Annotated in this window: 24 protein-coding genes; 7 read left to right on the forward strand and 17 right to left on the reverse strand. The window is 46.5% G+C overall.

Annotated elements, in window-relative coordinates; all coding sequences use genetic code 11:
* Positions 1-109 precede the first annotated feature (109 nt).
* From groL to MMB75_RS14695, 7 genes are all read right to left on the reverse strand, one after another.
* Positions 110-1738, reverse strand: coding sequence for a chaperonin GroEL (groL, locus tag MMB75_RS14665; protein ID WP_016821196.1), 1629 nt, complete (start codon positions 1736-1738; stop codon positions 110-112).
* A gap of 73 nt (positions 1739-1811) precedes the next feature.
* The gene (groES, locus tag MMB75_RS14670; protein ID WP_007429271.1) at positions 1812-2093 is read right to left on the reverse strand and encodes a co-chaperone GroES; all 282 of its coding nucleotides are present in this window, start codon (positions 2091-2093) and stop codon (positions 1812-1814) included.
* Positions 2094-2381: 288 nt separating this feature from the next.
* Positions 2382-3149 carry a twin-arginine translocase subunit TatC gene (tatC, locus tag MMB75_RS14675; RefSeq protein ID WP_016821197.1) on the reverse strand — a complete coding sequence of 256 codons (768 nt, stop codon included), beginning with the start codon at positions 3147-3149 and terminating at the stop codon, positions 2382-2384.
* A 112-nt stretch (positions 3150-3261) separates the two neighbouring features.
* The gene (locus MMB75_RS14680; RefSeq protein WP_103042279.1) at positions 3262-3510 is read right to left on the reverse strand and encodes a twin-arginine translocase TatA/TatE family subunit; all 249 of its coding nucleotides are present in this window, start codon (positions 3508-3510) and stop codon (positions 3262-3264) included.
* 102 nt (positions 3511-3612) lie between these two features.
* A complete protein-coding gene (locus MMB75_RS14685) occupies positions 3613-4095 on the reverse strand; it encodes a MogA/MoaB family molybdenum cofactor biosynthesis protein (RefSeq protein WP_013369877.1) in 483 nt (160 codons plus the stop codon).
* Positions 4096-4208: 113 nt separating this feature from the next.
* The gene (moaC, locus tag MMB75_RS14690) at positions 4209-4697 is read right to left on the reverse strand and encodes a cyclic pyranopterin monophosphate synthase MoaC (protein WP_017426496.1); all 489 of its coding nucleotides are present in this window, start codon (positions 4695-4697) and stop codon (positions 4209-4211) included.
* Between the two features lie 38 nt (positions 4698-4735).
* On the reverse strand, positions 4736-5389 hold the full coding sequence (locus MMB75_RS14695) for a 5-formyltetrahydrofolate cyclo-ligase (protein ID WP_103042278.1): 654 nt from the start codon (positions 5387-5389) through the stop codon (positions 4736-4738).
* 269 nt (positions 5390-5658) lie between these two features.
* On the opposite strand from MMB75_RS14695, the gene MMB75_RS14700 reads away from it, so the two are divergent.
* Positions 5659-7623 (forward strand): ABC-F family ATP-binding cassette domain-containing protein, encoded by a 1965-nt coding sequence (locus MMB75_RS14700; protein ID WP_153794655.1) that lies wholly within the window; start codon positions 5659-5661, stop codon positions 7621-7623.
* Positions 7624-8167: 544 nt separating this feature from the next.
* On the opposite strand, the gene tsaD is transcribed toward MMB75_RS14700, so the two are convergent.
* Genes tsaD through tsaE form a run of 4 tightly spaced genes read right to left on the reverse strand, consistent with a single transcriptional unit; the run spans position 8168 to position 11080 of the window.
* Complete coding sequence (gene tsaD, locus MMB75_RS14705) at positions 8168-9232, reverse strand: tRNA (adenosine(37)-N6)-threonylcarbamoyltransferase complex transferase subunit TsaD (RefSeq protein ID WP_090888029.1); 1065 nt, start codon at positions 9230-9232, stop codon at positions 8168-8170.
* Positions 9229-9744, reverse strand: coding sequence for a ribosomal protein S18-alanine N-acetyltransferase (gene rimI / locus MMB75_RS14710; RefSeq protein ID WP_103042276.1), 516 nt, complete (start codon positions 9742-9744; stop codon positions 9229-9231). The genes tsaD and rimI overlap by 4 nt, the downstream gene beginning before the upstream one ends.
* 16 nt (positions 9745-9760) lie before the next feature.
* Entirely contained in the window at positions 9761-10597 is an 837-nt protein-coding gene (gene tsaB / locus MMB75_RS14715; protein ID WP_044785772.1) for a tRNA (adenosine(37)-N6)-threonylcarbamoyltransferase complex dimerization subunit type 1 TsaB, read from the reverse strand.
* 3 nt (positions 10598-10600) lie between these two features.
* Positions 10601-11080 carry a tRNA (adenosine(37)-N6)-threonylcarbamoyltransferase complex ATPase subunit type 1 TsaE gene (gene tsaE / locus MMB75_RS14720; RefSeq protein ID WP_045244068.1) on the reverse strand — a complete coding sequence of 160 codons (480 nt, stop codon included), beginning with the start codon at positions 11078-11080 and terminating at the stop codon, positions 10601-10603.
* A gap of 135 nt (positions 11081-11215) precedes the next feature.
* Between tsaE and MMB75_RS14725 the strand changes: the two genes are divergently transcribed.
* From MMB75_RS14725 to MMB75_RS14745, 5 genes are all read left to right on the forward strand, one after another.
* On the forward strand, positions 11216-11746 hold the full coding sequence (locus MMB75_RS14725) for a cysteine hydrolase family protein (RefSeq protein ID WP_016821206.1): 531 nt from the start codon (positions 11216-11218) through the stop codon (positions 11744-11746).
* A gap of 666 nt (positions 11747-12412) precedes the next feature.
* Positions 12413-13597 carry an acetyl-CoA C-acetyltransferase gene (locus tag MMB75_RS14730; protein WP_016821208.1) on the forward strand — a complete coding sequence of 395 codons (1185 nt, stop codon included), beginning with the start codon at positions 12413-12415 and terminating at the stop codon, positions 13595-13597.
* Positions 13598-13652: 55 nt separating this feature from the next.
* A complete protein-coding gene (locus MMB75_RS14735; protein ID WP_031463089.1) occupies positions 13653-14393 on the forward strand; it encodes an acetoacetate decarboxylase in 741 nt (246 codons plus the stop codon).
* Positions 14394-14431: 38 nt separating this feature from the next.
* A complete protein-coding gene (locus MMB75_RS14740) occupies positions 14432-15100 on the forward strand; it encodes a CoA transferase subunit A (RefSeq protein ID WP_016821212.1) in 669 nt (222 codons plus the stop codon).
* Entirely contained in the window at positions 15093-15749 is a 657-nt protein-coding gene (locus MMB75_RS14745; RefSeq protein WP_045244069.1) for a 3-oxoacid CoA-transferase subunit B, read from the forward strand. Before MMB75_RS14740 ends, MMB75_RS14745 begins: the two co-directional genes overlap by 8 nt.
* 130 nt (positions 15750-15879) lie before the next feature.
* Here MMB75_RS14745 and MMB75_RS14750 read toward each other — a convergent pair whose 3' ends face one another.
* Positions 15880-16059, reverse strand: coding sequence for an H-type small acid-soluble spore protein (locus tag MMB75_RS14750; protein WP_045244070.1), 180 nt, complete (start codon positions 16057-16059; stop codon positions 15880-15882).
* 53 nt (positions 16060-16112) lie between these two features.
* Entirely contained in the window at positions 16113-16352 is a 240-nt protein-coding gene (locus tag MMB75_RS14755) for a hypothetical protein (RefSeq protein ID WP_031463088.1), read from the reverse strand.
* 208 nt (positions 16353-16560) lie between these two features.
* Between MMB75_RS14755 and ku the strand changes: the two genes are divergently transcribed.
* The gene (ku, locus tag MMB75_RS14760) at positions 16561-17475 is read left to right on the forward strand and encodes a non-homologous end joining protein Ku (RefSeq protein WP_019686435.1); all 915 of its coding nucleotides are present in this window, start codon (positions 16561-16563) and stop codon (positions 17473-17475) included.
* A gap of 187 nt (positions 17476-17662) precedes the next feature.
* Here the strand turns inward: ku and MMB75_RS14765 are convergent, their stop codons facing one another.
* From MMB75_RS14765 to MMB75_RS14780, 4 genes are all read right to left on the reverse strand, one after another.
* Positions 17663-18994, reverse strand: a complete 1332-nt coding sequence (locus MMB75_RS14765; protein ID WP_103042272.1) for an erythromycin esterase family protein — start codon at positions 18992-18994, stop codon at positions 17663-17665.
* 659 nt (positions 18995-19653) lie between these two features.
* A complete protein-coding gene (locus MMB75_RS14770; RefSeq protein ID WP_103042270.1) occupies positions 19654-21513 on the reverse strand; it encodes an ABC transporter ATP-binding protein in 1860 nt (619 codons plus the stop codon).
* 20 nt (positions 21514-21533) lie between these two features.
* Entirely contained in the window at positions 21534-23060 is a 1527-nt protein-coding gene (locus tag MMB75_RS14775; protein WP_277508396.1) for a nucleotidyltransferase family protein, read from the reverse strand.
* Between the two features lie 57 nt (positions 23061-23117).
* The gene (locus tag MMB75_RS14780; RefSeq protein ID WP_242210626.1) at positions 23118-23603 is read right to left on the reverse strand and encodes a lasso peptide biosynthesis B2 protein; all 486 of its coding nucleotides are present in this window, start codon (positions 23601-23603) and stop codon (positions 23118-23120) included.
* Between the last annotated feature and the right edge of the window lies 1 nt (position 23604).

The raw sequence follows: 23604 nt of genomic DNA on the forward strand, positions 1-23604 counted from the left end.
CAGCGAACTAATGAGAGCCTCAAAAAAATCTGATCAGAGTTAACAAATTGTTAACAAATCAATATAGCAATCACCTAAACCCTTGCTGTAACAAGGGTTTTTGGCTTTATTACATCATGCCGCCCATTCCGCCCATGCCGCCCATGTCAGGCATTGCAGCCTTTTCTGGTTCTGGCTTGTCAGCGATCACTGCTTCAGTAGTCAGGAACATAGCCGCTACGGAAGCAGCGTTTTGCAATGCATAACGAGTTACTTTCGCAGGGTCAACGATACCTGCGTCAATCATGTTTACCCACTCGCCAGTAGCTGCGTTGAAACCAACGCCTACTTCTTCGCGTTTCAGACGCTCAACGATAACAGAGCCTTCTTCGCCTGCATTAGCAGCAATTGTACGGATTGGAGCTTCCAGAGCGCGCAACACGATGTTGACGCCTGTTTGCTCGTCGCCTTGCAGTTCAACAGCAGCAACTGCATTGTATACGTTCAGGAGCGCTACACCACCACCGGATACGATACCTTCTTCAACCGCAGCACGGGTTGCGTTCAGAGCATCTTCGATGCGCAGTTTGCGTTCTTTCAATTCTGTTTCAGTAGCCGCACCGACTTTGATTACTGCTACGCCGCCGGACAATTTAGCCAGACGCTCTTGCAGTTTCTCTTTGTCGAACTCGGAAGTAGTTTCTTCCAGTTGCGTGCGGATTTGGCTAACACGAGCGTCGATGTCGGCTTTGTTTCCAGCACCGTCAACCACAATCGTGTTTTCTTTTGTAATACGCACTTGACGTGCTGTACCCAGTTGGTCCACAGAAGCTGTTTTCAGGTCCAGACCCAGTTCTTCTGTGATTACTTGGCCGCCTGTCAGGGCAGCGATATCTTGCAGCATTGCTTTACGACGGTCACCAAAGCCAGGAGCTTTAACAGCTACAGCATTGAATGTACCACGCAGCTTGTTGACAACGAGCATAGCCAGCGCTTCGCCTTCGATGTCTTCAGCGATCAGAACGAGTGGCTTGCCTTGTTGTACGATTTTTTCAAGCAATGGCAGGATTTCTTGTGTGTTTGTGATTTTCTTGTCAGTAATCAAGATATATGGATTGTCCAGTACAGCTTCCATTTTGTCCGTATCTGTAATCATGTACGGAGAAATGTAGCCACGGTCAAACTGCATACCTTCAACTACTTCCAGTTCTGTTGCAAAACCGCGGGATTCTTCAACAGTGATGACACCGTCTTTGCCCACTTTTTCCATAGCTTCAGCGATCAGTTCGCCTACTTCATCATCAGCAGCGGAAATACCAGCTACTTGAGCAATGGATTGTTTGCTTTCGATTGGTTTGGAGATAGCTTGCAGTTCAGCAACTGCTGCTTTAACCGCTTTGTCGATCCCTTTACGGATACCGATTGGGCTTGCGCCAGCAGTTACGTTTTTCAAACCTTCAGTGATGAGGGCTTGAGCCAAAACAGTAGCCGTAGTCGTACCGTCACCAGCTACATCGTTTGTTTTGGTTGCTACTTCTTTAACCAGTTGAGCGCCCATGTTTTCGAACGCGTCTTCCAGCTCGATTTCTTTTGCAATCGTTACACCGTCATTAGTGATGAGCGGGCTACCGAATTTTTTCTCCAGTACAACGTTACGGCCTTTCGGTCCGAGTGTTACTTTAACAGCGTTAGCCAATGCATCTACCCCGCGCAGCATGGAGCGGCGAGCGTCTTCACTGAATTTAATGTCTTTAGCCATTTGTGATAAACCTCCCTATGGATTATGAATGATTTGTTTCAATTCCTATATTTAGGTCTTGTCCGGGTTCCGGTTAACCGATGATCGCGTGAATATCGCTTTCTTTCATAATCAAATATTCTTTACCTTCATATTTGATTTCCGTTCCAGCGTATTTGGAGAAAATGACACGGTCGCCTTCTTTTACTTCCAGAGGAATACGGGCACCGTCTTTCAATGCGCCTGCGCCAACCGCGATAATTTTGCCTTCTTGCGGCTTTTCCTTGGCAGAGTCAGGAAGTACGATTCCGAAGGAAGTCGTTGTTTCTTGCTCAATTGCTTCCACCAATACGCGTTCACCCAAAGGTTTGATCATGAAAAATAGCCTCCTTATTAAGTGTTTATCCTGTAATTTGGTTGTTATGTTGTATGTATTAGCACTCAACAGTCGTCAGTGCTAACAACCAACTTTATGATACTCAACTTGAGATTGAATTTCAAGTCCCTAATGTATTTTTTATGGGAATTTTTATGGGCAGCCATTCTCGATTATATCCACCTATCCTAAAAATAACCGTTAACTCAAGGCTAATGGTTATTTTTAAGACAGCTATGTTGATCAATTTTAGAGAAATTAGTTATTGAGCCGTTCAGGCCCTGCTTATTATTCCGCAGCTACACGCAATTGGGCCTCCCGTTCCTCCTGTGCACGCAGTTGCTTGCGGTACACGACTGATGACAAATATACACTCGCTTCATACAGCACCAGCAACGGAATCGCCACCAAAAAATCGGATATAAAATCCGGCGGAGTGATAACAACGGCGACAAAAACAAGCAGGAAATAAGAAATCTTCCGCCATTTGCGAAGCCTCATCGGGGTTAATACACGAATCCCTGTCAGAAACATGATTAGCAGGGGGAGTTCAAATAGCAACGCTACAGGCAACACAATATTAAACATAAAGGTGAAATATTGTGCAATACCGTACGTTTCCTGTAACCCCATACTTTTGGTGACGGACGAGGTAAACTGAATCGCCATCGGGAAAATAATGAAATAAGCAAAAGCTGCGCCAATAATGAACAAAAGCAGCACATAAGGCACATATCGCAAAGTTGCACTCCGTTCTTGCGGCCTTAATCCCGGGCTGACAAACTTCCACAATTGGTAGCATGCAAATGGTAACGCCACTGCAATCCCAATGATCATGGCGATCTTCATGTAGATACCGATTCCGTCCCAAAAGGAAAATGCATTTAACTGAAAAGCTTGCGCCGAACCGGAGCGAATAAGCCAGTTATAGACAGAACCAGCCGCGAACAATCCACCAACCAGCGCCAATACAAATACAATCAGCACATAAATTATTCGTCGACGAAGCTCACCCAGATGTTCCATTAGCGGCATTTCATGCTCTGATGGGGTCAAGCCTATTCCTCCTTTCTGAACGGAACGCAGCAGCGCCTCCTAAAAAATAAAGCCCTTCACTGAAGAAGAGGCTCATGTTTGTTATACAAGCAGCAAAAATGAATAACTAAATCTATGACAAGCGTTTATCCTCAGGCTGAGGTTGAACTTCTGACGTCGTCTGTGATGCTTGGACCACACTATCTTTGCTTTCTTTACACCCAGTCCGTTCATCTTCAGATAAAATATCGCGTGCCCCGTTTTTAAATTCACGGAATGTACGCCCTACAGCTCGGCCCAGCTCAGGCAGCTTGTTCGGACCAAATAGCAGCAGCGCCAGAATAATTAACAAAATATAACCCGGTGCTCCAATATTGGGCATGTGTAGTAATCCTCCTTATGTTGACGGACAAAATGAGAACCTCTGTCCATATACGGCCATATAAATTCTTACAGGTATCATACCACACACACGGGCTGCCTTCTACCGGAACTGACCTGTCACCATGAGCAGCGCTTCCGGGAGCTGATCCATAATCGCTGCCAAGTTTTCATGCACGCCTTTGGGCGTTCCTGGCAAATTAACAATCAATGTACGTCCGCGTATCCCCACGATTCCACGAAAAAGCATGGCCGCCGGATTTTTCTGCATCACGATCATTCTCATGGCTTCCGCCATACCTGGCACTTCCCGCTCCACGACCCGTCTGGTCGCCTCAGGTGTCACATCACGGATCGCCAGTTCGGTTCCGCCCGTAGTTAGCACCAAGTCTGCATGAAAATAATCGGTCATTTCGATTAAAGCCGCAATAATCTCATCCGGTTCATCGGGAACGATCCGGTATTCCACAATCTCTCCGCCCAGTTCTTCTTCGACGAGTTCCCGGATGACCTGTGCGCTTGTATCCTCACGCTCTCCCCTTGCCCCTTTATCACTGGCTGTTAGGATCGCCGTTTTCCACACCATAAGATCACCCTTCTCCTATCATGAAAGAATACTTTCTCTTCTGAAAATCAGAAACAGCCACGCTGCATCCTCCATCACATCACAGTACCCTCTCGGCGACAATGTTGTCTATGTCAAGGTTTCCGGTGGTCCTCCCTTTGAAAATCCCCATGCTTGCCACCCGTTTTGGATTGCAGCATGGTAGGGCCGATGATCATATCTTTTTGCAGCGCCTTGCACATATCATACACGGTTAACGCTGCGGCTGAAGCCGCTGTCAAAGCTTCCATTTCTACACCCGTCTTACCCTCGGTCTTCACTTCAACTTCAATATGAAGTACATCATGTCCATTATCGGAAAAAGTAATGTTCACGCCTGTCAGAGCCAGCGGATGACACATCGGTATCCAGTCTGACGTTTTTTTCGCGCCTTGAATCCCCGCGACCTGGGCCACAGCAAGAACATCACCCTTGCCGATTCTGCCTTCTTTTACAGCCGTCAATGTAGCCGGGTTCATCGTAATCTGAGTCACAGCGACTGCTGTACGAACCGTAGACGTTTTGCCCGAAATATCTACCATACGAGCTCGTCCCTGTTCGTTAAAATGAGTAAAGGAATCCACGACTCCCTCACAGCTCCTTTCACATACCCAACTTTACTTCATTCATCATTTGTCGATTTTGCATGGTTACAATCTAAACGTCCTTCAGATGTAAACAGCACGTCCACTCGCAAATCTCCTGGCTCCATGGGTACTTGTGCCAACAATTGTCCCGGCAGCAGCAGCGAGACATAAAGCGGACCTAAAGAGCCGTTTTTACACTTCTCTGCCTCTACCTGTGCGGTAAAGCGATCATAGTAGCCTCCGCCATAGCCGATTCTGCCTCCACGACGATCAAAGGCCAAGCCGGGCACAACAACCCAGTCGATTCCCGTCCACATTTCAGGCAACCATTCCTTGCATGTCAATGCAGGCTCAGGGATGTTCCATACGCCGGGCACCATATTTTCATACTGATCCATCTCCCTCAGCTCCATGGTTCGGGTTACCGAATCCACTCTCGGGGCCAAGACACGATCTCCCTGTGACCAGCAATGCTCAATGAGGGGAGTCGTAGAAATCTCGCTGCCAAAAGAGAGATAACTAAATAATGTTAGCTTATCCCCGTTTCTGTCTATTCTAAGCTGCTCCCATGCCTCGATTGCATGCCGACAGGCCACAGCCGATGCCTTCTGCCTTGTCAGCGGGTCCATGGAGTCACGCGCTTCCCGTTGCTGTACACGCAGCGCGTTCTTCACATTACAGACATCCACACATCCGCCCTCCCGCACAATCGTCGATAATCATCAAAACGTTGCAATTGTCCCATTTGTCAGTAAGTGCTGTACGTTGCAAGTTTTTTTCATTCTTTTTCACTTCTCGTTTAAGTTTATCATTGTTTATACAAATTGACTATACGAGGCTCAAGGGTTTAGGGGGTGAAAGCAGTGCAATAGTGGGTAATTTCATGTAAACTGGAAGGAAGGTACCTGCGAAAAAGGCAGGAAGAACTGTGCAAAATGTAATGGAGGAACGATACGCTATGCTATTGCAAGTAACCGGAATTACTAAATCCTATGGAATTGAGCCCGTTCTGGACGGGATTAACCTTCAAATATTGGAACGTGAACGTATTGGGCTGGTAGGTGTGAACGGTGCAGGCAAATCGACCCTGCTCAAAATCATTGCTGGTGAAATATCCTATGACAGTGGACAAATCTTTAAAGCGAAGGAAACCAGCATCGGTTATTTGGCGCAAAACAGTGGCTTAAATTCTGACCGTTCGATCTGGGATGAAATGATGCTGGTGTTCACACCGCTGATTGAAGCAGAACGGGAACTTCGGCAAATGGAGCAGGAAATCGCCGATCCGGCCAATGCGCAGAACGAAAAGCGTTATGCCGATCTGCTCGAACGCTATGCACGACGCTCAGATTGGTTCAAGGATCACGGTGGTTATGAAATGGAGACCCGTATTCGCAGCGTGCTGCACGGCATGGGCTTTAGTTCATTTGCACCCGAAACGCCTGTAGCCACCCTAAGCGGAGGTCAAAAAACCAGACTTGCGCTAGCGCGCATCCTACTGCTCGCTCCAGATGTCCTTATGCTCGATGAGCCTACCAACTATCTGGATATTCAAACACTGACGTGGCTGGAAGACTATTTGCGCGGCTACTCCGGCTCGCTGCTGGTCGTATCACATGACCGATATTTTCTGGATCGACTGGTGACGACGATTATTGAAATTGAGCGCCATCGCTCCACCCGCTATACAGGCAACTACAGCCGCTATATGGAACTAAAGGCTGCCGAGTATGAAACAAACATCAAGCATTACGAAAAGCAACAAGAGGAAATCGCACGGATGGAGGCATTTATACAACGCAATATCGTGCGAGCCTCTACAACCAAACGTGCCCAGAGCCGCCGCAAGCAGCTGGACAAAATGGAGCGCATGGATCGACCTATGGGCGATTTGAAAAAAGCCCACTTTTCTTTTGAAACTGCCTATATGTCGGGTAAGGAAGTATTAGAGGTGCGTGACCTTTCCGTAGCGTATGAGGGGAAAAAGCCTTTATTTCAGCATGCATCCTTTGACTTAAAACGTGGAGATACGGTGGCACTGATCGGTCCGAACGGGATCGGAAAATCCACTTTGCTCAAATGCCTGACTGGCTCACTTAAACCTGCTGCTGGGTCCATCCACTGGGGTACGAAAATCAAAATCGGTCTGTATGACCAGGAGCAGACAAACCTGAACCCCGCCAATACCGTACTGGAGGAGTTGTGGAGCGAATACCCTCATATGGAAGAAGCACGGATTCGGACAGTGCTGGGTAATTTCCTATTTAGCGGTGACGATGTACTGAAAAAGGTAGCTTCATTAAGCGGAGGAGAAAAAGCCCGCGTATCCCTGGCCAAGCTAATGCTGCGCGAAGCCAACGTATTAATTCTCGATGAGCCTACCAACCATCTGGATCTATTTAGCAAGGAAGTGCTGGAAGCGGCTTTGATGGACTATGACGGTACGCTCTTGTTCATCTCCCATGACCGTTATTTCCTTAACAAAATGGCTGAACGTGTCATTGAGCTTCATCCTGAAGGAATAGAACATTTCCTGGGGAATTATGATGACTATGTAGCCAAGAAACAAGAGTTGGAGGAAATCGCACAGGAAGCGCTCGAGGCAAATCAGAGCAATCGTGGCAAGGCCCCATCTGCCTCTGCGTCCGTAGCAGACGAGACCACTCCCAAATCACGCGCGGCCACCTATGCGGCAGACAAACAAGCCAAAAGCGAGGAACGTAGTCGTCAACGCAAGCTGGAGGCATTGGAAAACAAGATTAAAACGCTGGAAGAACAAATTGTAGGCTTGGAGGAACAAATGACCATGCCTGAAATTTATCAGGATTACACGGCACTTCAGGATATTCAGGCACAACTCGACACCCATAAACAGGAATTGACTGAAACCTATGCATCCTGGGAGGAACTGCTTGAGGCATAAAGCTGCTGCATAAAATCTTAGCCATAAAAATTTCACATTTCCCTCTTCTATTTTTTGTACACAAGAATATCCACAACATTTGTGTATGGACGATATTGAAAAATGGCCTTCTAGGCCATTTTTTTATTGATAAAACGCCACCTTCAAATGAAAACCAAATTTATCCACTCTTTTATCCACATTATCCACAGATTTCACAATCAATATAGCTATGAAATATCCCCCATTCTACTATCACCTAAAAGTCTTAGCCTGCTTGCTTCGAGCCTGTTTATCCACATTTTGAACGGTATATGTGGATAACTTTGTTCACAACTTGACAAATCACATCATTATTCGGGCAGTATAAAATTTTCATGTTTTTTTGGTGGAACATGAAAAATCGTGAACAATTGTGACGAATCATGCGAGGAAATAAGATGCTGGCAATCATTCGCTCAAACTCCTGTATTTTATCCTCTTGAAATTCTATTTATATATATGTATAGCGCGGAATAAAAAAAGACACGACCCTGAATGTGTCGTGTCCTTCCTATTCGCTCAATTAAGTTTGAACAGACCACTCTTCCAGAGACAGCCCTGGATCAGCTTTCATGTCCAATGAGGTGAATTCTCCGCGCTTCCACTTGGCGTATGCCGCGGCACCGATCATCGCTGCGTTATCTGTACAGTATTTCATGGAGGGTACAAGCAGTTCGATGCCTTCACGCTCACAGCGTTCCCGCAATGCTGTACGTAGTCCACGATTAGCAGCAACACCGCCGCAAAGCAGCAGCTGCTTCGCACCGTATTCACGCATAGCACGAATCGCTTTTTCCACCAGCACCTCTACGACCGACTCTTGAAAGCCTCTTGCAATCGCTCCCGCATGAACGGTTTCTCCGCGCATTTTCGTCTGGTTAATTACATTCAGCACCGCCGATTTCAAGCCGCTAAAGCTAAAATCATAAGAATCCGGCTCCAGCCATGCACGCGGCAAAGTAACCACTTCCTCCGATTCATGGGCTACACGATCCACATGCGGACCGCCGGGATATGGAAATCCGATGGCTCGCGCTACTTTGTCGTAGGCTTCTCCAACCGCATCATCCCTTGTACGACCAATAAGTTGAAAATGACCTTCGGACTCCATCAGCACTAGCTCGGTATGCCCTCCTGACACCACGAGAGCAATGCATGGATATACAATATCATGCTCCAACTGATTTGCATAAATATGTCCCGCAATATGATGCGTTCCGATTAACGGTTTGCCGAACGCCATAGCAGCGCTCTTGGCGGCGACTATACCAACCAGCAATGCGCCAACCAGTCCTGGTCCTTGCGTCACGGCAACCGCTGAAATCTCACGGGGGCTGATTCCCGATGTTTGCATAGCCTCGTCCAGCATATAGGTAATGCTTTCTACATGTTTGCGCGACGCTACCTCTGGCACAACACCGCCAAAGGCTTTGTGTGTTTCAATCTGACTGGAGATCAGATTCGAAAGCACCTCTGTGCCATTTTTCACGACAGAAACAGCCGTTTCATCACAACTCGTTTCCACTGCCAGTATATAACAAGGCTCTCCCGAGGCAGAGCCTGTACCTGCTTTTTCCGCTTGCGTCATTGCTCCTGCACGCTTCCTTCCTGTTCACCAGATGCCCTGTGTGCGGGAAGATCCGCCCACATAATCACGGCATCCTCGTTATTATCCGAATAATAGCCCTTGCGTACACCTGCAGGCTTAAAGCCCTTTTTCTCATACAAGCCCTGAGCGATCCGGTTCGTTACCCGGACCTCTAGGGTCATACGCTCCATCCCTAAATAGGAGGCAGTCTGCATCAGCTCATCCAACAGCTTGTCTCCAAGCTTGCGTCCACGATAAGCCTCACGAACCGCAATATTCGTAATATGCGCCTCATCCATAATCGTCCACATGCCTGCGTAACCAATAGCTCGTCCATTAAGCTCCATAATCATATATTTAGCGAAATGATTCATCGTCAGCTCATTGCGGAAGGCTTCCTCCGTCCACGGCAGCGTGAACGCTTCATGCTCAATCTCCAGCACATCGGGGATGTCATCCAGTTGCATTAAGCGAAACTCAAGTTTCTCTTCCCGCTGTATGTTCTTTGCCATGTTGCTCACCGCCTCTTCAGCGCTGACGAAGCAGATTGGCTTCCGCCTCCGCCAGCTGGGTATAATTCGGAACCAGCGTATGTAGCTCGTCATATTCCTGACGAAGCAGCTTATCCGCCCCAAGGCGGCCAACCCATTTTCCTTCCAGCTCATACGGTACAATACGAAGCTCGCTCCATGCACGCAAGCGCTCCGCTGTTTCGGCGTGAATCGTCGTTTCACCGACGAGCCAAATCACCGCAGGACGCTCTTCGACAGACAAAACCTCCAAACGTTGCAGCAGATCATCGGTCCACGCAGTCATCAACCGGATAGCATCCGCCTCTAACCGCTGCGGGCTACCGCTATCGTTAACTGAATTCGCAGTGAACAGCCCCGTGTACACCTGACCACGGCGGGCATCCAGCACAGGCACAATCCAATCTGCTGCCTGCGTCCCAGACGAGTCGTTATTCGCAGACTCATGTTTACCTTCTTGCCCCTTCATTTCGATACCATGATTCCATCCACCCCAAGCCAAAGCCTGCAAAGTGGAAATGGATGTCACCGGAACCCCCCAGGCCCAAGCTAGTGTCTTGGCTGCGGTCACCGCGATTCGGATGCCAGTGTAAGATCCCGGTCCAACACCTACTGCAAGACCGTCCACATCATCGCGTGTCAGTCCTGCTTCGCTCAAAAGCCGTTCCAGCTCAGTAATGACATGCACCGAGTGATTGCGTTCGCCATAAACATTACTTTCTCCCAGCAGCTCTTTTCCGTTCATCAGGGCGGCCGCCATTACAGTCGTCGCTGTATCTAACGTCAAAAACCGCTCACGCGGCTTTTCATTTACATCTGTATGCTCTCTTTGCATGGTTCAAACTCCATTCTCCCGCAAGCTGCGGCACCATTGTTCATAAGGCTCGCCGTACCCGGTCAGGTGAATCAAGCGCTCCCCTACATCCGTTGTTTCTATATACATGTGAAGCCGCTGATTCGGCAACATATCCGGTATAATACTACCCCATTCCACCAGACATACTCCTGTCCCGTAAAAGTATTCGTCCAGCCCCAGATCCTCCGCCTCGTCCTGAGAGATACGGTATACATCCATATGATACAAAGGCAATCGGCCCTCGTACTCCTTAATGAGGGTGAAGGTTGGACTATTTACGATACCCGGCACCCCTAAATGGCTGGCAAAAGCCTTGGAAAAAGCAGTCTTGCCCGCTCCCAGATCTCCATCCAGCACAATCACGGTTCCGGGAACCACTTGGGCTGCCAAAAAGCCTGCTAATGTCCCGGTCTGTGCCTCTGAGACAGAACGGAATACAAACTGTTCCTGCGAAATTGTCATCTCTTTTAATCACCTTTCGTCCGAATCGGACCGTTCCAACTTGTTCTTTATTATATAGTTCACCTTATGTCGCCGCAAGGCATGAAGACATGCTATTGTAAGTTAAGTGTTACACATAGGGAGGGAATCGAACTGATGGGACAAACCGTTTTACTCTTGATTGATGTTCAGCAGGCTATGTTCATGTATGATGAGAAGCTGTATCGTGAACAGGAAGTTGTAGCGCATTTGCAGCAGCTTTTAACCGAAGCCAGAGCTTCTGGTACACCGGTCATTTTCGTGCAGCATACCGATGAAGCGGATGAGGATTTCCGGGAAAACAGTCTAGGCTGGGCCATCGCAGACGTGGTGCGTCCTCTTCCTCAGGAACGAATTGTCCGAAAATCATCCTGGGACAGCTTCTACCAAACTGAATTGCGTGATGTGCTCCAGGGATTGGGGGCAAGCCAGCTGATTATTGCCGGAATGCAGACTGAATTTTGTCTCGACACGACTTGCCGAAGTGCCTATAGTCTGGGATACCAGAACAACGTGCTCGTATCGGATGCGCATAGTACATTTGATAGCAAGGTACTAAGCGGCGAACAAATCGTAGCTCATCACAATGCAGTGCTAGGTAATCGTTTTGCGCGTTTGCTCACGACGGCAGACGTACATTTTTCGTGAGCTGTTGAAGTAAAATTTTTACGTTCCAAGCCGATTGCTTTCAAGCAGTCGGCTTCTTTTTTGTTCACCCGAGCAAATAAAAAAACACTGACGTTATAACGTCAATGCTATAGGTGGCCCAGACATATATGGATTGATATTTATCCGAATTCCAAATGTATTCATTTGGATTGGCAACCTACTTTGCTTTTTTAGATGCTATAAGTCGGTTGCGAATTTACATATAGAGGGAGTTTTCCCCTGCGATGAGCTAAATGAAATTTACCAAGAAATTTTTTTCACAGATTGATTTGCACTTTCGTATTTAACATAAAATTCAATTTTTGATCACTATTTTCAGAAAAATCAAGAAATTAACAGAAAACATTAGAATGACCTACTTAATGTGGACGATATGGCTCTATAAACATCTGTATTTGGATCTATGTAAAGATTTGAACATTGAGCAAAATCTGTATTAGAACTATGATAATTCTGGTTTTAATTTCCAGAAAGGAAAGAAGGCGATCGGACCGTCATACTCACTGTCTTAGGCACCATGATATGCCCGCATGTAAATGTATCTTGCAGTTTTTACGTTTCGTAGGTTAGGACCGGAATTACGAATGGAAGTGCAGTCATGGATGTATTGTGTCCTTGAACACAGCGAAAGGAATGTGAGTTTTTATGAAAAAAGTAGCTATAGTAAGCCCGTTGAGAACAGCGGTCGGTTCATTTAATAAAGCTCTTGCCCCCCTGAGCGCTCCTGAACTGGGAGCAACCGTGATGACAGCATGCCTTCAGCAAAGTAAATTAGAGCCTTCTTTGATTGATCAAATTTTTATGGGAAATGTTCTTCAAGCGGGCAATGGTCAAAATCCTGCCAGACAGGCGGCACTAAAAGCCGGTATCCCCATTGATGTACCCGAATCAACGATAAACACGGTTTGCGGTTCAGGACTTCATGCCGTCGCGTTAGCTTACGATTCCATATTGGCAGAACAAGGAAACATCGTCTTGGCCGGTGGCATGGAGAGCATGTCGAACGCCCCTTATCTGCTAAAAAATGCTAGAAACGGCTACAAGCTCGGTAACGGTGAATTGGTAGACTCCTTGGTGGCCGATGGCCTAACATGCCCGATCAACCATTACCATATGGGAATTACCGCTGAAAATGTTGCCGAAAAATATGGAATTTCAAGACTTGAGCAAGATGCATTTGCTTATGAAAGCCAGATAAAGGCTGTCGAAGCAAAAAACAACAAGGTTTTTGAAGAGCAAATTGTTCCGGTTATGATCAAAAACAAAAAAGAAACTACTTATTTCACAGAGGACGAACACATAAGAGGAAATACGACGAAAGAAAAACTTTCTCAGTTAAAACCTGCGTTTAAAGAGAACGGAACGGTTACTGCGGGAAACGCTTCGGGCATCAATGATGGTGCGGCGGCTATGCTAGTCGTGTCGGAAGACAAATGTAAGGAACATGCGTTAAAGCCGTTGGCATATATCAAAGGTTATTCACTTGTGGGCGTTGACCCTGCATATATGGGAATGGGACCTGTAAAAGCCATTTCGTCACTGCTGAAGAAACAGGGAATGTCTATAGATGACATTGATCTCTTTGAAATTAACGAAGCGTTCGCTGCACAAGCTCTAGCGGTGCAAAAAGAGCTTGGAGTTAATCCAGAGAAAGTCAATGTCAATGGCGGCGCGATCGCAATTGGTCACCCTGTTGGTGCAAGCGGTGCTAGGGTATTGGTTACGTTGGTTCATGAAATGGTACGCAGATCTTCACGTTATGGCGTAGTCTCGTTATGCATTGGAACGGGAATGGGAATAGCCATGCTGGTTGAAAATGCTCTCATTTAAAGTGCTTGTTCAAGATAATTGTTGAAATACCTCTTAAAAAGGAAGGGAGATCGCTATGAATCAAAAAGATGTACTTTCACTCCAATCCATGCCTGCGGCCAGTGGTAGTTATGGACGTCCCCCATGCCGGTTCATCAACCGGGAATTCTTTATTATTACCTATGAATCCGATCCCGCGGCGATTAGACAGGCGGTCCCTGAACCTCTCCAGCCGGATGGAAGTAATACGGTTTCCTATGAATGGATCAAAATGCCCGATTCATCCGGTTTAGGAAGCTATGAGGAAAGCGGCATTGTCATTCCGTGTACTTATAATGGAGAACCGTGTAATTTTGTTGCCCAAATGTATCTGGATAACGCACCTGCTATTCTGGGGGGACGTGAAATCTGGGGATTTCCGAAAAAATGGGCGAAACCTCGCCTGATCGTTGAGGATACAGAGACGCTGACGGGTACCTTGCATTATAATAACGCCCTGGTAGCCATGGGAACCACCCCTTTCAAATATAACGTTCTTGATGAAAAGGAAACGGCTAAAGCCATTGCAAAAACGCAAGTTAATCTGAAATTAATTCCTGATGTGGACGGTACCCCTAAAATTGCTCAGTTAGTGGCGTATAATCTCGAAGATATTACTGTAAAAGGCGCCTGGTCAGGACCTGCTAGATTAAGCCTGATCCCCCATGTCAACGCTCCGGTGGCAGATTTGCCGGTTAGAGCTTATGTTGGCGGAAAACATTTTATTGCCGACCTAACACTTCCATATGGAAGAGTCCTCTACGATTATCTCCAATAAAGTATGCTTTCCTAAAAAATAGATAAGGAGACGGAACCATGAATAAAAAAGTAAACTCCGCTGAAGAAGCTGTTAAGAGAATCAAAGACGGAGATACGGTGATGGTCGGAGGTTTTCTGCAAGGAGGCATTCCGGAAGAACTGGTGCGTGCGCTTGTCGATACAAATTCCGCTGACAATCTTACGATTATTTCCAATGACACAGGCACAACGGAATTATCTATTTATAGACTTGTAAAAAGTGGTAGAGTCAAGCGGATTTTTGCATCCTATATTGGCTCCAATCCCGAAACAGGAAGGCTCTTGATGACAAAAGAAGCGGAGGTTCAACTCTTCCCACAAGGGACGCTCGCTGAAAAAATACGCGCAGGCGGAGCCGGTTTGGGTGGATTTTTAACACCTGTAGGCGTAGGCACCATTGTAGAGGAAGGAAAACAGAAAATCAAAATTGACGAAAGAGAATATTTGCTCGAACTACCGCTCAAAGCCGATGTGGCGCTCATCAGAGCCCATAAAGCTGATGAAGCGGGGAACCTTGTCATCAACGGCACTTCACGCAACTTCAATATGGTGATGGCTACCGCAGCCGAGTATGTAGTTGCTCAGACAGACGAATACGTAAAGGCAGGAGAAATTGACCCCAATCATATCAATGTTCCCGGAATATTTGTCGACGCGATTGTAAAGGTGGGTGGAGACAATGAATAATAGAGAATTGATTATTAGAAGAATAGCCCAGGAATTCAAAGACGGCGAAGTGGTCAACCTGGGTATAGGATTGCCTACCATGGCAGTGGACTATATCCCGGGAAATATTAATATTATGCTGCAGGCGGAGAACGGAATTGTCGGCGTTGGTCCCAAAGCAGCTCCGGGAAAAGAAAGACTTGATTGTATCGATTCAGGCGGAAACTACGTTACAACCGTGAAAGGAGCCTGCTATATTGACAGTGCGCTTTCATTTTCCATTATACGTGGAGGGCATGTGGACGTTACCGTTCTGGGTGCTCTGGAGGTCGATGAGAAAGGCAACCTTGCAAACTGGATGATCCCAGGGAAAAAGGTGCCGGGCATGGGCGGAGCCATGGATTTGGTGGTTGGAGCCAAGAGAGTGATTGTAGCTATGGAGCATGTGAACAAAAATGGGGCGCCGAAAATACTGAAACAATGTAAGCTGCCCCTAACCGCTGTAAATGTGGTAAAGACCATCGTAACCGAAAAGGGTGTCATCGATGTTATTCCGGGTAAAGGGCTGATGCTCAAGGAAATTGCTCCAGGTTTGTCGGTGGAAGATGTTCAAATGGCAACAGAGGCTGAGTTGATGGTTTCTCCACATTTGAAGACCATTGCAGTGTAAAAACCTGTTCCACCTTCAAATTAACTTGTCTGGCGTTTAACTTGTCTCCACAATGCACTTATTATATAAAATAAGGTTCGCTAATTGCTCATTGAGCAATTGCGAGCCTTTTTAGGTTGGATTCCCTCTCCTATTGTTCTTCCAATCGATCCACACGAACGGTTTGTGTATTGCCGGGTCTGCTGCCGATCTGTATCGTTGCCATACCGTTCGCTTCATCTACATGCTCAATCCAAATCGGTTTGCCATCCAATTGGACGGCAATCGTTTCGGATGAATCATAAATGGCTTTTGCTCGTTCCAGATTCATACTGTGCTCCTCCTGCTCCTTGTTTTTGTGCAATATTTAGAAATATAGGTCACCTAGTCTTCGTCTATAATCCGTTCCACATCCAATGAAGGAAAGCTATGAGAAGGCGAAGTTGAAACTACAGCCTCCAAATCCACATGAGCGACAGCTACGGGAAAAGGCGGCGGCGTTCCATGTGAAAGAGCAAACTCGGGTGGCAATGCATCCTGTTCGCCTGCAACAGGCCCTCGAAAGGCAATCTGACTTTGCCCCACACGATGACTGATCTGCTGAGGATAAGGTTTTCTAGGCATCAATGGTGTACCTCCTTTTGAATCGGATATGACTTAACATTCACCAATAAAACCGAAACCATGCGCAAGTGAAAGCAATTCGTAGCCTACATTTGCACCTCATACATTCCTTTGTGCGAAGCATACTAAGTGAAAAAGAAAATGCTCACAGCCCGGGTGTTCGGAATCGAAATATGAAATATGCGGGTAAAAAAGGAGGACTGGCGGTATGCATACAGTCTGGAAAGGCGCGATCAGCTTTGGGCTGGTTCATGTGCCAGTTAAAATGTTTTCAGCTACTGAGGACAAGGATATTTCCATGCGTTATATTCACAAGGAATGTGGGAGTCCACTGAGCTATGTACGGAAGTGCCCTGTTTGTGATAAGGAGGTTGAATGGGAGGAAATTGGAAAAGGATACGAATATGAAAAAGGAAAATTTGTCATGTTCGACAAGGAGGAACTGGAGCAAGTTAGCGGACAAGCCGATAAAAATATCGTGATTTTGGACTTTGTGGATTTACAGGAAATTGATCCGATCTACTTTCAGAAAACGTATTATTTGTCCCCGGATCAGGCCGGCTCCAATGCGTATAAGCTGCTCATGAATGCAATGAAGGATACCGGAAAAATCGGGATTGCCCAAATCTCCATCCGCTCGAAAAGCAGTCTGGCAGCCATTCGCGTGCTGGATGAATGCTTGGCGGTGGAGACCATGTTTTACCCGGACGAAATCCGTCCCATTGCTCAAGTTCCCAACTTACCTGGACAGGAGGAGGTTAAAGAGAAAGAGCTGACCATGGCAAAAATGTTGATCGAGCAGCTATCTACCCCTTTTGATGCAGCAAAGTATACGGATCAGTACCGCGAGCGTCTGCTGGATCTTATCCAGCATAAAGTAGCTGGCGAAGAGGTGCGAATTGCCCCAACACAGCCTCAGACCAATGTGGTTGATTTAATGGCTGCCCTCCAAGCCAGTATTGAGGCAGTGAAGCCTGTCGTTACCGATCCTGGTCCTGCTGCGAAAAAACGTCCTGCGCGTAAACCAGCAGCCGTGACAGCACAACAAGCTGTGGCAGGCGACGCCATCTCTCCTGCTCCAGTCAAAAAGAAAAGGAGCCCTGCTAAACGTAAAGAAACGTGAGCTTTACAGGAAAGGAAATAACTAAATGTAGAGACAGAAAATTTTCATTTAGGGGGGATGGCGAAGTGTTTCTATCCTACATCCCCTTTAATGGAATAACATGACTGACATTTTTAATCAACTCTATTGACACTTAACACTACACTACAATCAATACTACACTTCGTTGAGCCACATTATTACAAATTTATTGATGTAGTTGAGATGGACTCACTTTTTGAATTTGAACAAGTATATCAAACGATTTACCTAATGATATATCAACAGTTTTTGGTATATTAGGGCCTTCCGTAGTTATTCCAGCGAAAATTGGATGTTGTTGGTTTAACCAAGTTTTTGTCACTCCGTTCGTCTTACGTAAATCTATAATAAATTGATCTTTTTTGACATGTCCAAAGATGTAGTTATAGCTGTTGGGATCATCTGATTTTAATGTTCCATATGGGCCAAATTCACCGTCATTATTGTAGACATTATATTGCCCTTCGTAAACTGATGTTCCAATAGATACATACCGTTCCCCATAATACTCCGCTAAATGCTGCCCAGCTACTTTAGGGTATATAAAAGGAATCATATTTGTTTTCGAAACGTGTCCGTTATGTCCCCAAACAATGGTTTTTCCTAAATGTTCTTCAGTCCACTTCGCATTTTCATACATTGCAATATCATGTTTCAAAAAAAGGTCGGATGGTTTATCAGGTGGTGACGCTAACATTGTAGTAAATTGTTCAATAATACGGGCATTTTGTTTTATCCATGCGAACTCTCTGGATTTTCCATTTAGATAGCTTTTATTTTGTTCTAATAAAGCACTGATTTGTTTAGCATCTGAAATATACTTTTCTTTTTCCTTTTGCGTAAGGCTGCCAAAGGTATCCATATCCTTTGTTACAGGAATAAGCCCTCTTATCTTCTTTTCGACTCTAGGCACAAGATCTGAATTGTTTCTTTTTATATATTCTACTATATTATTATAAACATCCTCGTTTACTGATTGAATATCCATCCCAATGACACGCACTTTAGATTTATGTTTTGGATTAGCATTATATTGCCGAATCCAACTAAGTAGATGTAACATTTCTTTCGTCTTAAATGCAGGTGATAGATGTTGGCTTGGGTTTCCCTTACCAGTAAGAACATATCGATCAAGTTCCAAAGCTCTGTCCCATCCCTCTTCTAAAACTAAGTTGGTAAAGCCCTTTTCAGATACTAAATAATTAACAATGCGGTGTTTCATTGTATAAACTTCATGAGCCCCATGTGTAGCTTCACCTAAACCTACAATTGAAGCTGAACCTACCATATTCTTAAGTGGTTTTAAATCATTAAGAGGTGCAGTTGGATTCGTTGTTTTTAAAGGCTTTGCATGCGCTTCTAACCATTCTGCTATTTGATTTGTATTGTAGGGAGCTGTAACAGGAACTACTGTTTTCGAATCTGCATAAGTACTTCCTACAAAATTAGCCAGCATTATAGCAGAAGCACCAAGTGCAATAATCATTTTCTTTTTCATAAAAACCTCCTGAAATACTTACTTATTATTTTTCTAAATCCCCTAAAAATCCCCTTTAACCATCAATTTAAAATTCGGCATTCACCTCATGGATTTTTTTGAAGTGCGACTCTTTCTGCATACAAGCATATTGGGTCGTCTTCAGTAATCCAATTGTCACTCACTCACTATCATTTAAGCTAGTTACAAATCTTCACTATTTCACGTGACATGCAATGTTCGCTAACGTATTGATCAGCGCCAACATGTCACAAAGAAAATGATGACATGTTGATGACAAAGATGACAGCTGTGCGGTTAGTATGGAGCAGTACCATCAATAAAGGCGTGCATCGATATTAATATCGATGCACGCCATTTGTTAAAAAGGGGGGTTGTTATTTAGCTTTTTGTCATTTTCCGTATTTTAAAATCATTTATCAAGTTTTTATAAATCGTCTTCATTTCTTGTGCGAAAAGATCCCCGTGAGGCTTACGGATTAGACATTGGTATGCCAAAATGGATAAAGATTTGACCTCATTAATTTCAATACTCTTCAAACTAAAGCTTTGTTTTCTTATTACTTTATATTCAGGAACATAAGGATCAGAATATAAAATATTAGCGCCTTTTTGTTGAAAAATTTTTAGTATATTTATGGAGGGTGACTCTCTTATGACTAAGGGGCGGCGCTGACAGTGCTTTGATACGAAAGTAGCTGACTGAACGCCCCCCGCTCCTCTTCTACCAGTTGGTGGTAGTTCCCCTGCTGTATGACCTCGCCTTGATCCAGAACAACAATTTGATCTGCATGTCTGATCGTTGACAGACGGTGAGCGATCACGATCAACGTCATTTGACCTTTCATCCGTTCCAATGCTGCCTGAATTGCAGCCTCGTGCTCACCATCCAGCGCACTTGTCGCTTCATCCAGGATGAGTACAGGAGGATGATGCAAAATAGCCCGCGCTAATACCAGCCGTTGACGCTCTCCCCCGGACAGACGAATCCCGCGATCACCAATGACTGTGTCCAGCCCTTCTGGCAGTCTGGATACAAAGTTGTCTGCAGCTGCAAAATGTAACGCCTCCCATAGCTGTTGTTCACTAGCATCCTTATCGGCCAGCTTCAAATTTTCACGGACGGTCGCATGGAACAAAAACGGGTCCTGTGACACATAGCCAAACGACTGCCGCCACAGCGGCAGCAATTTGTCGTCCAGCACATGATCATCGATTTTAATCTGTCCCCCCGTTGGGCGTAAAAAACCCATTAGAACATCGACCATTGTGCTTTTGCCTGCTCCTGATTTCCCTACAATGGCGGTCATTCCCCGGGCAGGTATCAACAAATTAATATGACGTAGTGCAGGCACTGCTGCACCCTCGTAGCAATAATCCAAATGGCTGCATTCTATTCCATTACGAAGGGATAGGGGTTGCCGTGCAGATGTAGATGACAAATGATTTACCGATGAATCGAATGGGACATGATTCTCAGAGGATGTAAGCCCAATTAAAGAAGGATCTGAGAAAGCCTCGCATTCCCGTTGCACTTTAGTTACACTCTCAAAAGCAGAGATCATAGACATAATATATTCCAGGCTCGCTTGAATAAGGGCAAACCTGGGCCATAAGCGGGAAAATATAAGGATGAGCACGATCAGTTTTTCAGGTGTAACATGCAGCCATTGGAGCGACACAAATAGGACACTAACGACAAAAACAGCTGCCGCTATGCGATGAAAAAACTGTGTGGTCGCATTTTGCCGAACAAACTGAGTCGTATTATCCTCCATCCGCTGCGTCAGGGAGCGAAACCAATGGATATTCGCTGCTTCCAGCAGATTGCTTTTAATATCTTTCATCCCGTTCATATGATCCGTAATTCCGGCAAAATAAATCTGTGACAGCTCAGTGGTACGGTCACCTAATTGTTTGGCATTTCGGATGGAGCGACGGAACACGACAAACAACACCAAGCCACTCAGAAACACCAGCCCGGTTAAAGAAGGGGATAGCCAAAAAGCCAGCGCAATCTGGATTAGCGTAAACATGACGGCCGTGGTCAGTTGAAGAAGCAAATTCGTTCCCTGACTGACACGCGCCAGCTCGGTCGTCATCACGTGGCTAAAATCAGATTTACGCTGACGCAAATAAAAAGCCCACTGCGCCTTCATAAAGGAAGTGTATACGTCTATTCGAAGGGAACGCATAAAACGCTGCTGAATCCGTGAGTTAAGAATGGACTGGTAACGCTGAAGCCAAGCCTGCCCGGTAAGCAGCATGACGAAAAACATTAGCATCCCCGGCAACAGCCAGCTTTTAGGAATGTACGGCAAAAAATAATCAAATCCATCCGACAGAAATGGCATCTCTGAATGACCGCCAAATACGCCGATGGCCGCCAGCATAGGAACAAGCATATAAATGCCGACACCCTCCAGTAGACTGACGATCATCATACATCCAATATTAAGAAATAACGCCCCGCCGTTCAAGCTATACAGCTTGGTCATATATAATCGCAGATGAGTCATCATGTACACTCCTTATCGGGTTAGTGCTTTGAAAATCGACGTTTTAGCCAAAGAAATGGACGTAAAGGAATATACAAAAAATGCAGCTGGCGAGGCAGTGGGCAAATGACTGAATCCCTCGTAGAAGGAAACAAACGGCTGATGAGATACCATAGTCTGTGTCTTGGCTCCTTTAAGGAAAGCAGGTAAGCGCGGCTAACCGGTTGAGGAGTAAACGCTGTTGTTGTAGCTCCAGCAATGGCTGGACTGGAGGCGACTGTAGCAGCACCTACAGGCTTGGCAAGGCTACTTACAGCAGTGTTCACTGTATTCACCGGGTCACCAAGGATGCTGCTGGCATCTTTCGATATGCCAGCAGCACTACTGACGGCGTACAGAACAGCTTCGCCCGAGGTTCCGTTAGCTGAAATACCGCCATCCGAAGGGGCGGTATTCATTGACTCGGTCAAAGCTACGTTAGGCAATAGCTCTGGCCGAACGAGTCTGCCTGTACCCGCCCCATTGGCAACCGGGTACGGCGCAGGGACGCTGGCCTGCATAAAAGCCAGCGCGCTCAGCGCAAGCCTGTGCGCCTGCCGGGTAGCCGATATCGGACGCATCGGCTCCGGGATCGGCGTACCGAACAGCGCAGCGGCCAGTGCCCAAGCCTGCCCGCCCGCGGGCAGGCCTCCGTAACGGCGCATTTGCGGCAGTAGCGCCCTCCAATCGACAGCACGTACCGCAAGCCTGTCGATGTCAACCAACCAGCGCAGCCTGAACCAGCCGTGACGCGCTCCGTGTGCGCTGAGGTACAGAAATTGATGCTCGCTGCCAAGCGTATACATGCAGGATGTCGTCACATTCCTGCTGTCGGCAGACGTCGCTGGTGCCATCTGACTGGCTCGAACTGCTGGGGCTTTACCCATTTGCCGGCAGTCCCAAAGCTCGTCAAAGGAGGGCTCCCGCCCCCCATCCGGGTGAAGCCGCCAGTGCAACTCGACTTCGACCCTCTTTTGCGGATGTAAGAAGGAGGCATGATGATCCTTCCACTTCCAGCTGCCAAGGACGCGCACTTCTCCGCTTTTGGACGCATACCCAGCTTCCTTCATCCAGTGCTCCGCTTCATCCATGTCATCCGGGGCAATAAGTAAATCAATGTCTTTAGAGGTACGCAGGGAAACATCCCCGTACAATTGCTGCGCCAGAGCAGGACCCTTCAACATCAGCACACGAATTCCATGAGCTGTGAGCAGTCTGGTCAGACGCTCGGCTTCTGCTTGAAGATGGAGCATGCGCAGCGTGTTTCGATGATATTGCGCCTGAAGGTTTCGCAGCAATTCTGCGGGAATGAACGGGTGATTCAACGTTTTCAGCTGGAGATACACCGTAGGTATCACACGATGGTGTTCTGTCAGACGCAGCAAGCGGGACCAATCGATCTCCTGCAACTGGAAAGCAGTCATCGTATTCTGCCATAGATTGACGTCTTTACGAAGTAGAGAGAGTAACAACGTTAATTCTTGATCCTCATTCCAATTCGCAAGTTCCAAAATAGACTTGGTGGTCATGGATTCTTCTCCTTCGATTCTTTGAACGTTCTTTGTTCCTTTTATATCGCACTAAAACTAAAACAGAGAACTGCCTTTATCCGCTGTCCTCGTATTTGTAGCTGTCCCAGCACGTCTCCCGAATATTCCCACCACGGTAAACGCTCCCATCTCTCGTTCTCCCGTAACATAGATCGGCCCACTCCGTACCCATGCATGTGCTGCCAATTGTCCCGCAGCATTTTTGGCTGTGCCCAGATACAGTGTACAGTCCAGTTTTCTGCGTACCAGCAACGTCATAGCGGCAGCGGCTTGTACAAGACAGCTACTGCGCCAAGGAGTATAACGGCTGGCTACATCCACAGCTTGTGAAATGTGACGGATAGACTTCTCCTGCCCGATCTCACACTGCCAAGAAGTTTCTTCCATACATATACCCCAAGCCCCTGAGTAATCTCCAAAAGAACGACGCTGGCGAAATCTCGCGCATCCCAGCTCCAGCCAGGCTTCCGGCAACAATATCCTGACCTCCGGAGACAAGAGAAGAAGCCGTTGTATCCGCACG

Origin of the sequence: Paenibacillus sp. P2(2022), assembly GCF_029522175.1 — a bacterium.
In the GTDB taxonomy this organism is placed as follows: Bacteria; Bacillota; Bacilli; order Paenibacillales; family Paenibacillaceae; genus Paenibacillus; species Paenibacillus polymyxa.